Origin of the sequence: Tistlia consotensis USBA 355, assembly GCF_900177295.1 — a bacterium.
Lineage (GTDB): Bacteria > Pseudomonadota > Alphaproteobacteria > Kiloniellales > DSM-21159 > Tistlia > Tistlia consotensis.
Map to the genome: position 1 here is coordinate 184,199 of NZ_FWZX01000001.1, position 12,962 is coordinate 197,160.

The 12,962-nt window shown below is 71.8% G+C and carries 15 protein-coding genes; 9 read left to right on the forward strand and 6 right to left on the reverse strand.

All coding sequences use genetic code 11. The features are described from left to right. The first annotated feature begins 125 nt into the window (after window positions 1-125). A complete protein-coding gene (locus B9O00_RS00905) occupies window positions 126-602 on the forward strand; it encodes a thioredoxin domain-containing protein (RefSeq protein ID WP_322111156.1) in 477 nt (158 codons plus the stop codon). 17 nt (window positions 603-619) lie between these two features. After that, window positions 620-1,168 carry a GlcG/HbpS family heme-binding protein gene (locus B9O00_RS00910; RefSeq protein WP_085120542.1) on the forward strand — a complete coding sequence of 183 codons (549 nt, stop codon included), beginning with the start codon at window positions 620-622 and terminating at the stop codon, window positions 1,166-1,168. A gap of 185 nt (window positions 1,169-1,353) precedes the next feature. On the opposite strand, the gene B9O00_RS00915 is transcribed toward B9O00_RS00910, so the two are convergent. After that, complete coding sequence (locus tag B9O00_RS00915) at window positions 1,354-2,445, reverse strand: magnesium transporter CorA family protein (protein ID WP_085120543.1); 1,092 nt, start codon at window positions 2,443-2,445, stop codon at window positions 1,354-1,356. 120 nt (window positions 2,446-2,565) lie between these two features. Next, window positions 2,566-3,972, reverse strand: coding sequence for an ABC1 kinase family protein (locus B9O00_RS00920; RefSeq protein ID WP_089229520.1), 1,407 nt, complete (start codon window positions 3,970-3,972; stop codon window positions 2,566-2,568). A 357-nt stretch (window positions 3,973-4,329) separates the two neighbouring features. Between B9O00_RS00920 and B9O00_RS00925 the strand changes: the two genes are divergently transcribed. Both B9O00_RS00925 and hmuQ read left to right on the forward strand, forming a co-directional pair. Beyond that, window positions 4,330-5,124, forward strand: coding sequence for a ferredoxin--NADP reductase (locus B9O00_RS00925; protein ID WP_085120545.1), 795 nt, complete (start codon window positions 4,330-4,332; stop codon window positions 5,122-5,124). Between the two features lie 86 nt (window positions 5,125-5,210). Next, window positions 5,211-5,534, forward strand: coding sequence for a heme-degrading protein HmuQ (gene hmuQ / locus B9O00_RS00930; protein WP_085120546.1), 324 nt, complete (start codon window positions 5,211-5,213; stop codon window positions 5,532-5,534). 15 nt (window positions 5,535-5,549) lie between these two features. Here hmuQ and B9O00_RS00935 read toward each other — a convergent pair whose 3' ends face one another. Then, window positions 5,550-6,338, reverse strand: coding sequence for an aspartate/glutamate racemase family protein (locus tag B9O00_RS00935; protein ID WP_085120547.1), 789 nt, complete (start codon window positions 6,336-6,338; stop codon window positions 5,550-5,552). Between the two features lie 94 nt (window positions 6,339-6,432). On the opposite strand from B9O00_RS00935, the gene B9O00_RS00940 reads away from it, so the two are divergent. Beyond that, a complete protein-coding gene (locus B9O00_RS00940) occupies window positions 6,433-7,362 on the forward strand; it encodes a LysR family transcriptional regulator (protein ID WP_159460058.1) in 930 nt (309 codons plus the stop codon). Between the two features lie 29 nt (window positions 7,363-7,391). Here the strand turns inward: B9O00_RS00940 and B9O00_RS00945 are convergent, their stop codons facing one another. Continuing rightward, the gene (locus tag B9O00_RS00945) at window positions 7,392-7,625 is read right to left on the reverse strand and encodes a DUF1127 domain-containing protein (RefSeq protein ID WP_085120549.1); all 234 of its coding nucleotides are present in this window, start codon (window positions 7,623-7,625) and stop codon (window positions 7,392-7,394) included. 221 nt (window positions 7,626-7,846) lie between these two features. Between B9O00_RS00945 and B9O00_RS00950 the strand changes: the two genes are divergently transcribed. From B9O00_RS00950 to meaB, 3 genes are all read left to right on the forward strand, one after another. Further along, entirely contained in the window at window positions 7,847-8,287 is a 441-nt protein-coding gene (locus B9O00_RS00950) for an Lrp/AsnC family transcriptional regulator (protein WP_085120550.1), read from the forward strand. A gap of 188 nt (window positions 8,288-8,475) precedes the next feature. Continuing rightward, window positions 8,476-9,015 carry a hypothetical protein gene (locus tag B9O00_RS32275; RefSeq protein WP_143596115.1) on the forward strand — a complete coding sequence of 180 codons (540 nt, stop codon included), beginning with the start codon at window positions 8,476-8,478 and terminating at the stop codon, window positions 9,013-9,015. A gap of 58 nt (window positions 9,016-9,073) precedes the next feature. Then, complete coding sequence (gene meaB, locus B9O00_RS00955) at window positions 9,074-9,967, forward strand: methylmalonyl Co-A mutase-associated GTPase MeaB (protein ID WP_085120551.1); 894 nt, start codon at window positions 9,074-9,076, stop codon at window positions 9,965-9,967. Here meaB and ygfZ read toward each other — a convergent pair. Next, the gene (ygfZ, locus tag B9O00_RS00960) at window positions 9,940-10,857 is read right to left on the reverse strand and encodes a CAF17-like 4Fe-4S cluster assembly/insertion protein YgfZ (protein ID WP_085120552.1); all 918 of its coding nucleotides are present in this window, start codon (window positions 10,855-10,857) and stop codon (window positions 9,940-9,942) included. The two genes, meaB and ygfZ, sit on opposite strands and share 28 nt — an antisense overlap. A gap of 138 nt (window positions 10,858-10,995) precedes the next feature. On the opposite strand from ygfZ, the gene B9O00_RS00965 reads away from it, so the two are divergent. Next, entirely contained in the window at window positions 10,996-11,955 is a 960-nt protein-coding gene (locus B9O00_RS00965; RefSeq protein ID WP_085120553.1) for a glycosyltransferase family 9 protein, read from the forward strand. A 29-nt stretch (window positions 11,956-11,984) separates the two neighbouring features. On the opposite strand, the gene B9O00_RS00970 is transcribed toward B9O00_RS00965, so the two are convergent. Next, entirely contained in the window at window positions 11,985-12,908 is a 924-nt protein-coding gene (locus B9O00_RS00970) for a glycosyltransferase family 9 protein (protein WP_085120554.1), read from the reverse strand. Window positions 12,909-12,962 lie beyond the last annotated feature (54 nt).

Consider the following 12,962-nt stretch of genomic DNA (forward strand, 5'->3'; position numbering starts at 1 on the left):
CCTTCCTCCTCTAGCCGCCTCGTTGGGCCCGGCAGCGTGCCTGCCGCGGCTGGACGTCGTTTTCTTGCGTGCAATCCTAGCCGGTTCGATCATTATATCAACAACGAATATATTGGAAGACGAATGTGTCCCTGACCCCGGTCACGGCCATGCCGAAGCGCCCCCCGGGCCGGCGCCTCGCCGCGGCGCTCCGCACGCTGCCGCTGGCCCTTCTTCTGCTGCTGGTGGCGGGACTGCCCCCGGCCCCGCTTGCCCCGGCCCGCGCGGCGGAGCCGGCACCGGCCGAGCTGGTGCTGTTCTCGCGGCCGGCCTGCCCCTGGTGCGCGCGCTGGGACGCCGAGATCGGCGGCAGCTATCCGCTGAGCGACGAGGGCCGGCAGGCGCCGCTGCGCCGGGTCGACATGACCGCGCCGCTCCCCCAGGACCTGGCCGCGATCGAGGGCCTGCGCTTCAGCCCGACCTTCGTGCTGCTGCGCCACGGCCGCGAGGTCGGGCGCATCGTCGGCTATCCGGGCGAGGACTTCTTCTGGCCGCAGCTCGACGAGCTGCTGGCGCAGCCCGAGACCGCGGCCGGCACGCCCCGACAACAGACAAAGCAATAGACAGGAGGAAGACCGCCATGATCCGCCGCCTCGCCGCCGCCAGCCTGCTGGCGCCCACTCTCGCGCCCACTCTCGCGCTGGGCCTCGCCCTGTCGCTCTCCGCCTCGCTCGCGCCGCAGGCCCGGGCCGAGGAGGAGGCCCTGGTGACCTTCAAGGTCCTGGCCCCCCAGCTCGCCGCCGAGCTGGCGATGTCGACCCTGGCGACCTGCACGGAGCGCGGCTTCCAGGTCGCGGTCGCCGTGGTCGACCGCTTCGGCATCCCGCAGGCCATGCTGCGCGCCCGCTTCGCCGGGCCGCACACGCCGGACACCGCGACCCGCAAGGCCTGGACCGCGGTCACCTTCCGCAGCGACACTTTGTCGCTGGCCGCGGCGACCCAGCCCGGCCAGCCACAGTCCGGCGCGCGCTCCATCACCGGCGTCCTGATGCTCGGCGGCGGCCTGCCGATCGAGGTCTCCGGCCAGGTCGTCGGCGCCATCGGCGTCTCCGGGGCGCCCTCGGGCGAGGAGGACGCCGGCTGCGCCCAGGCCGGCCTCGACTCGATCCAGTCCAAGCTGCCGCTGTAGGGGGCGGGCGCCGCTTCGCCACCGTCAGGCAGGCTACCCACAAGCCTCCTACAAGATGGCTTCATCCTGAGCTTGTCGAAGGGTGAAGCCATTCGGCCCTGTCCGTGCCGCCTTCGCTTCACCCTTCGACAAGCTCAGGATGAAGCGAATGGAAGAGCGGGAACGACTCGGGAGAGCGACCCTGTCTACAGCCAGCCGCGGCGCTTGAAGATCAGGTAGGGGATCAGCGCGGTGATCAGCATGACCAGCAGGGCGGCGGGATAGCCGTAGGGCCAGCCCAGCTCGGGCATGTCGTGGAAGTTCATGCCGTAGATCGAGGCGATCAGGGTCGGCGGCATGATGATCACCGAGACGACCGAGATGATCTTGATGATGCCGTTCTGCTCGTTGGCGATCAGGCCGAGCACGGCGTTGAGCAGGAAGTCGGCCTTGCCGGACAGGAAGTTGGTGTAGTCGGACAGGGTCTCGACGTCGCGCACCAGGGTCTTCAGGCGGACCTGGGTCGTCTTCGACAGGGGGTCCTTGGCGGCGCCCTTGCCGGCCTTGCCGTTCCTGCCGCCGGCGGTCGCCGCCTCGGGCCCGGCGGCCGGGTCCTTGGTCAGCTCCTGGCGCGCCACGGTCGAGACGTAGAGCAGCGCGCGCTCGATGGTCGAGAGCGACTCCCGGGCCTTGCCGGTCAGGTCGGCGACGCGGCCGAGCGCGCCCAGCATGTTGGTGTAGTCGCGCGTGCCCGGCTTGGCGTCGGGCTTCTCGAAGACCTCGCAGCCGATCTTGTCGAGCTTGCCGCCCTGCAGCTCCAGTACGTCGGCGACCCGGTCGATCAGCGCGTCCAGCAGGCCGGCCAGGGTGACCTGGGCGGCGGCGCAGCTCTCCGGGTTGCGCTCCAGGTACTGGGCGAAGGTCTTGAAGGGCATCGGGTCGGAGTAGCGCAGGGTCAGCAGCCGCCGGCCGGCCAGCACGAAGGAGATCGGCGAGGTCTGCGGCTCGTCGCTGTCCGACTTCACCAGCGCGCTGACCGTCACGTAGATCGCGTCGCCCTCGCGGTAGAGCCGGCTGGAGGGCTCGATCTCGCTGGCCTCCTCGCGGGTCGGCAGGAACATCCAGAGCGCCGACTCCAGGGCCTGGCGCTCCTCCGGATCGGGCGACATCACGTCGATCCAGACGGCGTCCTCGGGAATCACGTCCCCCGTCTCGAAGGCGACCCGCTCGACCGCCGACTGCCGGGCGTCCCCGCCCTGCTGCGTTCCGGCCGGACGGTAGCGGTAGACGTGGATCATCGGCGCGTTCCCTGCTGGCCTCTCCTTTTGGCAAAGCCCGGAGCTTCGGGGAAGGGGGGTTGAGCGGCGCGCCGCCCCTCACCCGCGCGCACCTCGCCGCAGGCCCGGGCCGAAGCCCCCCTACGGCACCTCTTCCGGCAGGCCGACGGCCTTCAGCGCCGCCTTCTGGCGCTTCGCCAGGGCCCTGGCGTCGAAGCCGGCGATCAGCTCGCGGAACACGCGGTGCCAGTTGATCTCGGCCTTGAGGTGCAGGAAGACCGAGCCGAGGCCGATCGCGGCGCGGTCCATCAGCACGAACTCGCGCGGCGGCCTGACGCCGCCGAGGCGGCGCAGCTCCTTGTGCACCTGGCCGGCCGCCTCGGCGCCGGCGAAGGAGCCGGCCTCGCCCATGATCGACTGGGCCTTGTCCTCGAGCAGCGGCTTGTAGAGGAAGCGCGCCCAGATGTTGAGCGCCGCCATCAGCTCCGGCTTGTCGGCGATGCCGGCGAAGCCCCAGGACTCGTAGGCCTTGACCGCGAGCGCGTCGTCGTCGCTCTCGAAGGCCCGGTAGAGGTCGATGACGCCCTCGACGAAGCCCGGCCGGAACACCCGGACGCAGCCGAAGTCGAGCAGGTTGACCCCGCCGTCGGGCCTGACCGAGTAGTTGCCCAGGTGCGGGTCGCCGTGGATCACGCCGTAGAAGTAGAATGGCACGTACCAGGCCCGGAACATGTTGAGGGCGATCCGGTTGCGCGTCTCCTGGTCGGCGCCGGCGGCGACCTCGAGCAGCGGCCGGCCCTCCAGCCAGGTCATGGTCAGCAGGCGCCGGGTCGTGAGCTCCGGCAGCGGCTCGGGCACCGTGACGCCGGCCTCCTCGGCCAGCATCCGGCGATAGAGCGCCATGTGCCTGGCCTCGCGCTCGTAGTCGAGCTCCTCGCGCAGCCGCGCGGTCAGCTCGGCGTAGATCTCCGAGGTGTCGATGGCCCGGTCGTACTGGCGGTAGACCGAGAAGGCGAGGCGCAGCTGCTGGACGTCGGCCTCGACCGCCGAGGCCATGTCCGGGTACTGCAGCTTGCAGGCCAGCAGCCTGCCGTCCCTCTCGGCCTTGTGGACCTGGCCGAGCGAGGCGGCGGCCGCGGCCTCCCGGCCGAAGCTCTCGAAGCGCCCCTCCCAGCCCGCGCCGAGCTCGCTGCGCATGCGCCGGCGCACGAAGGGCCAGCCCATCGGCGGCGCGTTGGACTGCAGCTGGCGCAGCTCCTCGGCGTACTCGCGCGGCAGCGCATCGGGGATCGTCGCCAGGATCTGCGCCGCCTTCATCAGCGGCCCCTTGAGCCCGCCGAGCGCCGCCTTGAGCTGGCGCGAGTGCCGGCCCTTGTCGAGCGTCGTGCCGAGCACGCGGTTGCCGGCCAGCTGCGCCGCCAGCCAGCCGACCTCGCCGCCGACCTGGGCGAAACGCCGCAGCCGCCCGCCGAGCCGCGCCCCCTCGTCCCCGAAGCCGCGCTCGTCGAAAGCCTCCGCGGGGCCGCCGCCTCTGTCGCTTTTCGTCATGGGCGAGGACATGGGGCAGCGGCAGCGGGAAGTCCAGCCGCGGAAGCGGGGCCGCGCAGGGTCCGGCGCGGCCCGGAGCCGCCTCCCGGCAGAGCCGACCCCAGGGAAGGCGGGGTTATTTGCTGCTGCCGGCGACGGGCGCGACAGAGCGAATCTTCCCTCCGTCACCGCCTCCCCTCGACCTGCGTGCATGCCTGGGTTTCGCCCCGCTTCTGCCCGGCTTCTTTTCCTTGCGTTCCGCGGCCGAGCCGTTAAATGACGGAGCCTCGCCACCGGTTCGGAGGGCGGTCGAACCGCCCCCGCGGACAGGCCCGTGGCGAGGAAAATCCATGCAACTGAGCTGGGAGCCCGTGGCCCATGGCGTCCGACGCCCTTGCCCTGCCGAAGACCGTCACCGAGGAGAGCGTCCTTGCCGTACGCCACTGGACCGACGAGCTCTTCTCGTTCCGCCTGACCCGGCCGGCGAGCTTCCGCTTCCGCTCCGGCGAGTTCGTCCTGCTCGGCCTGATGAACGGCGAGAAGCCGCTGCTGCGCGCCTACTCGATCGCCAGCCCGTCCTGGGACGACGGCCTCGACTTCTACTCGATCAAGGTGTCCGACGGGCCGCTGACCTCGCGGCTCCAGCACATCCAGCCGGGCGACCCGGTCCTGCTCGGCAGGAAGCCGACCGGCACCCTGGTGCTCGACGCCCTGAAGCCCGGCCGGCGCCTGTTCCTGCTGTCGACCGGCACCGGCATCGCGCCCTTCGCCAGCCTGCTGCGCGAGCCCGAGACCTACGAGAAGTTCGACCGGGTCGTGCTGACCCACACCTGCCGCAACGTCGCCGACCTGGCCTGCGGCGCCGAGCTGGTCGACGCCCTGGCGGAGGACCCGCTGGTCGGCGAGATCGCGCCGCAGCGCGTCACCTACTACGCCAGCACGACCCGCGAGGACTTCGTCCACACCGGCCGGATCACCGACCTGATCGCCAGCGGCAAGCTGTTCGCCGACCTGGGCCTGGAAGGCTTCGATCCGGCGAGCGACCGGGTCATGATCTGCGGCTCCATGGCGATGATCGCCGACACGAAGGCGCTCTGCGAGGGCGCCGGCCTGGCCGAGGGCTCCAACGCCAACCCTGGCGACTTCCTAGTCGAGAAGGCCTTCGCGGACTAGGTAGGGGCGCAGAGGCCCGAGCGCAGGGACCCGGGCGCAGAAGCCCGAGCGCCCGGCCCCACCCGACCGAGAAGGAGCAGCCCCGCATGTTCGTCGCGATGAACCGCTTCCGCATCAAGCCCGGCCGCGAGGCCGAGTTCGAGGAGATCTGGCGCAGCCGCGACAGCCACCTGAAGGCCGTGCCGGGCTTCCGCGCCTTCCACCTGCTGAAGGGGCCGGCCCGCGAGGGCCAGGCGCTCTACGCGACCCACACCGTCTGGGACTCGAAGGCCGACTTCGAGGCCTGGACCCGCTCCGAGGCCTTCCGCCTTGCCCACGCCGGCGCCGGCTCCAAGCGCGACCTCTACCTCGGCCCGCCCGAGTTCGAGGGCTTCGAACCGGTCGAGGGCACGGCGGAGACGGCGGCCTGAGCCGCGGACGGCGGCTCAGACGTGGCCGTAGAAGTCGCGGTGGGCGACCACCGAATAGGCGTAGTCCATCAGCGTCGACCAGCTGAAGACCGGCAGGTCCAGGGCCCTCTGGATGCTGCGCCCGAAGGGCTGGAAGCCGGTGCATTCCAGGACCAGCGCTCCCATCGCCGGATGCCGTGCGGCGAAGGCCTCGGCGACGCGCAGCAGGTCGGCCTCGGCGGTCTCGTAGTCCGCGGTCGGCAGGTCCGGGCGCAGGTCCCGGGTCCAGAGGCTGTCGAACTCGGGACACTGCCCGCCGTCCTTGGCCCCCGCCACGACATAGTTCGTCCCGAGCGTCACGCCGACCGACTCAAGGTGCCGCTGCTCCAGGCGGTCGCCCTCGGCCACCAGCACCCCGACCAGCCGGCGCGGCCCGATCAGGCGCTGGGCCAGCGGCACCTGCAGCAGGCTCGACAGGAAGACCGGGATATCGACGGCCTCGGCGATCTCGCGCTGGAACCAGGCGAAGTAGCCGCATTCGGCGGCGATCGCCCGGCAACCCAGGCGCTCCAGCTTGCGCGCCGCCCGGATCACCGGCTCCAGACAGGGTGACTTGTCCGCCTCGCGGACCAGGCCGTGGATGTCGACGCCCTCGGCGATCTCGTACTGGATCGGAAAGGGATAGGCGCTGGCGTTGCGCAGGTCGCCCGGGAAGCCCGGATAGACCTCGTCGAGCAGGATGACGCCCAGGCCCATGCCGTAGCAGCAGTGGCCGCGCCGCGCGCGGATCCGCGTGATCGACCTGTCGCGAGACTGCTGCAGCACGGCCCACCTCCCGGACGACGACTTGCCGCGGGATCCTGGTTCGTTATTTTCTTCCGTTCAAATCATGTTTCATTATGTCGATGAGGCACATCCGATGGACCCGGCCGGCAACAGGGAAATCCCGATCCGCCGCGTCCGCAGCCTGCTCGCCGTCATCAATCACCAGAGCTTCACCCTGGCCGCCGAGGCACTGGGCCTGACCCAGCCCGCGGTCACCCAGCACGTCCAGCAGCTCGAGGCGCAGCTCGGGGCGACGCTGATCCGGCGGCAGGGCGGGACGATCGAGCTGACCCCGGCCGGCGCGGCCCTGCTGCCGGCGCTGCGCGGCCTGCTCGACGGCCATGCCGCGCTGCTCGACCAGCTGCGCTCGCTCGGCCGCGGCACCGCGGAGATCCTGCGCGTCGCCAGCCCGGCCTCCTTCGCTGCGCTGTTCCTGGCTCCCGCCTTCGCCGCCCTGCGGCCGCGCTTCCCGGCCCAGGTCCTCGACGTCCGCGAGATCGACGACGCCGAGGCCTTCGAGCGGCTGCGCAGCGGCCGCGTCGACCTCGCCGTCACCGGCATCTGGACGCCGACCCGCGGCCTGGTCTTCGAGCCGCTGTGCCGGGACCGCGCCTGCGTCGTGCTGCCGGCCGGCCATCCCCTGGCCGGGCACGCGGAGCCGTCGATCGACGAGGTGATCGCCTATCCCTTCGTGCGCTCGCCGATCGGCACGGCCTCGGACAGCCTGGTCGCGACGGCCCTGGGCGGCCGCTTCGCCGAGCTGCAGGTGACCTGCGAGGCGCGCCAGCTGGTCACCGCGCTCGCCATGGTCGCCGCCGGGCTCGGCCTGACCGTGCTGCCGGAGCTCTCGGTGCTGGCCTGCCGGATGGAAGGCATCGTCCTGCGCCCGCTGGCCGGTGCCGGCCTGTCGCGGGTCACCGGCCTGGTCACCACCGAGGACTTCCGCCCCTCCCGCTTCGTCGCCGCCCTGCTCGCCGCGCTGCGCGCGGCGGCCGCCGCCTCACGCTGGCGCTACGAAGCGTAGGGCGCGCCCCGGCCGGGCGGCGCCGGCCGTCACCGCGCGCCCGGCGGCGCCCCGCAGCACCGGATCGCCTCGACGTCGGCCCGCCCGATGCCGATGTCGGCCAGCAGGTAGTCCGGCAGCTCGGCCAGCCACTCGGCGTCGCGCCCGTTGCGCCAGCGCCGGCTGGCCGCGCGGAGCGGCAGCAACAGCACGCGCCCGGCCGCCGGGAAGAAGGCCGGCCGCGCGGCCCGGCCGAAGGGGTCGAACGAAGTCTGCAGCGTCATGATGCTCTCTCCTCGGAAGGGCGCGGAAGGGCCCGTCGCCGTGGGAAGAGCCTCGGGCACCGGCCTTGCGGCGGGTGCGCGATCGCCGCGTCGCCGTGCGAAGGACGCGCAAACTTCGCCCCTCGACGCGGAATCTTCGCGCGGCGGGGCGCTTCGCCCTGGAGCCCGGGCCCGTCCCGCCGTACCAAGGAGGGACCCGCGACGCGGCAGAAGGGGATCCCGTGGCCGAGCTCGACAGCTTCGACTTCCGCCTGCTGGCGCTGCTGCAGGAGAACAGCCGGCGCACCGGCAAGGAGCTCTCGGCCCTGGTCGGCCTGTCGGCCGCGGCCTGCCTGCGCCGGGTCCAGCGGCTACGCGAGATCGGCGCGATCGAGCGCGAGGTCGCGGTCGTCGCCCCCGGCTTCCTCGGCCGCCGGGTCACGCTGCTCGTGCTGCTGACCCTGGAGCGCGACCGGCCCGAGCGGGTCGCCGAGACCAAGGCCGAGCTGATCGGCCAGCCCGAGGTCTCCCACGTCTGGCACGTGACCGGCGAGCCCGACTTCGTGGTCAAGCTGGCAGTTCCCGACATGTCCGACTACGCCCGCTTCACCGAGCGCCACTTCTACAAGCCCTGGATCAAGCGCTTCGAGAGCCTGGCCGTGCTGAGCGAGACGACACGGTGACGGCGAACTGCTTTCCGTTCGAGCTGGCAGGAGGAGGCTCTCCCAGGCAGTTCACTCGCCGCAACAGGCTCCAAATTCGAGACCTCTACACCGGGCAAAATCGTTGCAGAAAGCGCTGACTATCCCGTGCTTCATGCGTAACATGCCGAGATCCGCTCCGGCGCTGACACACGTCATGGGAGATGAGCATGCAGCGTGACGAGTCGAAATCCGTGAAAGCGATCCAGGCCAATTCAGCCCAGGCTGACCCGGACGTGCGCAACGCACTCGTTATCGACGACATCGCCGCCGTGTTGGGGCTTGCTACTTCCGCGGTGAAGACAGGAAAATCCGCTTATGAACATTTGAAACCTGATGTCCCGCTAGTAGTTACAGTCAATGACTCGACGTCTGAACTTAACCTCCGTCATATCCTTCTATCCATAAAAAATGTCTCTAACCACTGTGTATACATTGAGGCAATAAAAGCTGACGAGCTGAGAACTATATCCATACCAACAACTGAAAAGGGGTTCAACAAAAAGGGAAAATGCATTCCCGTTCGGCTATTACCAAATGAAGAGATAAATTTTAAGTTAACGCTCGATATAGCGATATCAAGCGATCTATTCAAGAACCCAGTTAGGAAAATTAGGATTGGATATTGCTGGCTGTCGAACAAAGATCCAAATCAATATCTCGATGTAGTCACAGCAATACGATGGGAAGGCTCTTTCTCATGCCCCTAACATCTTTCTGATCGTCAGATAAGCCGCCGACGCTAAGAGCAATCTCATAGCCAATTGAATGTCGATCGGCGCCCCCCCGCCTCTGCCACGAAGTAAGCGCGCGCTCGCCAGAGCGCTCGCCCACCTTGAGTCGGCGCCCGGAACGCCCGAGGTCGTGGCGCTGCTGGAGGCGGCCTACGCCGAGCCCCGCGCGCAGGTGGTCGGGCTCACCGGCCCGCCGGGGGTCGGCAAGTCGACCCTGACCGGCAGGCTGATCGCGGCCTACCGGGGGCGCGGCGAGACCGTCGGGGTGGTCGCGGTCGATCCCTCCTCGCGGCGCTCCGGCGGGGCGCTGCTCGGCGACCGCCTCAGGCTGCGCAGCGACGCCGAGGACGCCGGCCTCTTCGTGCGCTCGATGGCGGCGCGCGACCGGCTCGGCGGGCTCGCCGAGATCACCTGGTCGGCGGTCGTGCTGATGCGCGCGCTCTTCGACCGGGTGCTGGTCGAGACCGTCGGCGTCGGCCAGTCGGAGACCGACGTCGCCGGCGTCGCCGACACGGTGGTGTTCTGCGTCCAGCCCGGCGGCGGCGACTCGCTGCAGTTCATGAAGGCCGGCATCGTCGAGATCCCGCAGGTTGCCGTGGTCACCAAGGCCGACATGGGCAAGGTCGCGCAGCGCGCCCTGGCCGACCTCGCCGGCGCCCTCTCGCTGGCCGAGCCGGAGGACGGCTGGCCGGTGCGGAGCCTCGGCGTCTCGGCCGAGAGCGGCGAGGGGCTGGCCGAGCTGGTCGCGACGCTCGATGCGCACGACGCCTGGCTGAAGCAGGAAGGGCGGCTCGGCGAGCGGCGCCACGCCCAGGCCGAGGCCTGGCTCAGGGCGGCGATCCTGGAGCGCTGGGGCCGCGAGGGCCTGAGGGCCCGCGGCCTGCCGGCGCTGGCGCCCGGTCAGGCGCCCTTCGCCGCGGCGCTCTGAAGGCGCGCCCAGGCGGGAACCTGCGGCTCGACCGTCGCCGCGCCGGCGCTGAGCGGCCCCGGCGCGTCGAGCGCCTCCAGGCGCAGCAGCGCGAGGCCGCGGCCGTCGGCGACCGAGCGCAGGCTGCCGACCTCCCGGCCGTCGGCAGTGACGGGCGTGCCGGGCTCGGCGCTGCCGCTCAGGGTCACCGGCAGCAGCCGGCGCTTGACCAGGCCGCGGTACTTGGTGCGCGCGGTCAGCTCCTGGCCCATCCAGCAGCCCTTCTGCCAGTCGATGCCGCCGAGCTCGTCGAAGCCGGCCTCGAGCAGCACGGTCTTCTCGACCTCCAGGTCGCGGCTGCCGTCGGGCAGGCCGAGCGCCAGGCGCCGGCGGTCCCATTCGTCGGGGCCGGAAGCCGCGAAGCCGGCCTCGGCCAGCGACGCCTCGGCCGTCGCACGCGGCAGGATCAGGCGCGCGCCGGCGGCGGCCAGGCGCGGATCGACGTAGGCGACGCCGCCCTGCCAGGGCCGGGCCGCCCCCGGCGTCGCCGGCAGCTCGAGCGCCGCCAGGGCGTCCGCGCCGAAGGCCAGGGCGACGGTCCAGCCGTCGGGCGCGCCGACCTCGACCTTGGAGCGCAGCCTGTAGATCTTCAGGCGCTTCGCCAGGTCGGCGGCACGCCCGGCCTCGACGTCGAGCAGCAGTTCCCCATTGTCCCCGGCGCCGTGCCCGACCAGGAAGAAGTCGTGCAGGTACTTGCCCTGGGGAGTCAGGAAGGCGCTCCAGAGCGCGCGCGACTCGCTCGCCCTGGCGACGTCGTTGGAGACCAGGCCCTGCAGGAAGGCGACGCGGTCCGGGCCGGCGACCGAGAGCAGGGACCGGCTGTCGGACTGGAAGGCAAGGCGCTCGGTCATGGCTCTCCTTTCGGCTCGGCTGTCGCAATCAAGAGGTGGCGCGAACCACGCCTCCTGACAAGCCATGGCACGCCCAAGCCCGATCCCCTATAAGGCGCCCGACCCTTCCCTCTCTCGCCCCGACCCCCGCCGGACCCCATGCGCCTGCTGTTCGTCACCTCGACCCGCCTGGGCGACGCCGTGCTCTCGACCGGCGCGCTCGACTGCCTGGTGCGCCGCCACCCCGGCGCCCGGGTGACGGTGGTCGCCGGCCCGGTGGCGGCGCCGATCTTCGCCGGCGTGCCGGGGCTGGAGCGCATCGTGGTGCTGCGCAAGAAGCGCGCCGGGCTGCACTGGCTGGAGCTCTGGGGCCGGCTGGTGCGGCACCGCTGGGCGGCGGTCTGCGACCTGCGCGCCTCGGCCCTGGCCTGGCTGCTGCCGGCCGGCCGGCGCTACGTCATCGGCCGGCGCGACGACTCCCTGCACCGGGTCGTCGAGCTCGGCCGGCTGCTCGGCGAGGAGCCGCCGCCGGCGCCGACCCTCTGGACGATCCCCGCCCACGAGGCCGGCGCCGAGCGGATCCTGCCCAGCGAGGGCCCGCCGGTGCTGGCGATCGGGCCGACCGCCAACTGGGCCGGCAAGGTCTGGCCGGCCGAGCGCTTCGCCGAGGTCGCCCTGGCCCTGACCGCAGCGGACGGCCCGCTGCCGGGCGCCCGGATCGCGGTGATTGCCGCCGAGCACGAGAGCTTCCAGGCCAATCCGGTGCTGGCCGCCCTGCCGCGGGACCGGCGGGTCAACCTGGTCGGCCGGGCGCCGCTGCCGGTGCTCGGCGCCGCCCTGGCGCGCTGCCGGCTCTACCTCGGCAACGACAGCGGCCTGATGCACCTGGCCGCCGCCGCCGGCTGCCCGACCCTCGGCCTGTTCGGCCCGAGCCCGGAGTGGCGCTACGCCCCCTGGGGGCCGCGCTGCGCCGTCGTGCGCACGCCGGAGAGCTTCGCGGAGCTGAAGGCGCGGCCCGATTTCGACTTCGCCAGCAAGACCCGCTGCTACATGGAGAGCCTGGCGGTCGCCCCGGTGGTCGAGGCCGCGACGGCGCTGCTGGCGCGCACGGGGCGATAGGCGCCCTCTCCCGAGCCGATCGGCAGCGGCTACAGCCCGGCCAGCGCCGCCAGAACCTCTTCCAGGGACAGATCGGCAAGGCTGTCCCGCCGCAGGCTCGCGACCCGAGGGCCGCGCGGCGCGGCCCTCGGGTCGGAGGCGGCGGAGAACAGCATCAGCGTAGGGCAGCCGGCGGCGGCGATCAGGTGCGCCGGACCGGTGTCGTTGCCCACGGCGAGCTGCGCCTCGCCGGCCAGGGTCGCCAGCTGCTCCAGGCTGGTGCGGCCGAGCAGGCTGACGGCCTCGGGACAGGCCGCGGCGATCGCCTCGATCTCGGCGCGCTCGGCGGCGGTGCCGATCAGCAGCGGCGTCGTCCCCCCGGCGGCGAGGGCCTTGGCGAGGGCCGCGTAGCGCTCCGGCGGCCAGCGCTTCGCCGGCACGTGGGCCGAGCAGCCGGGCACCAGCAGGGCATGGCGCTCCGGCAGGCCGAGGCCCGAGACGTCGGCGCGCGCGAAGGAGAGGTCGATCGGCGGCACGCCCGCGATGCCGGCCACCGCCAGCTGCTCGGCCTCGCGCTCGACGATGTGCTTCGGGCTCTCGGCCATGCCCGTGTAGCGGTGCGAGCAGCCGGCGACCTTGCCGACCCACTCGGGCGGGTCCGGCCAGAGCAGGCGGAAGTACCAGCCGGTGCGGTCGCTGCGCTGCAGGTCGTAGACCCGGGCGAAACGGCCGCCGCGCAGCCGGCGGCGCAGCGCCAGCACGGCCGGCAGGTTGGAGAGCGGCGGCTTCGCGTCGAGCCAGACCTCGTCGAACAGCCCGCTGGCGCGGGCCAGCCCCTCGAAGGGGCGGCTGGTCAGCAGCACCAGCTCGGCCTCGGGGTGATGCGCGCGGATCGCCTGGAAGGCACCGAGCGACAGCACGAAATCGCCGAGCGCGCTCAGCTTGATGACGAGAATCCGCGGCCGCTGCCCCATGGCGGCCCCTATAGGCGGACGGTGCCGCAGTGGCAAGGGCGTGGCCGCCGGCGC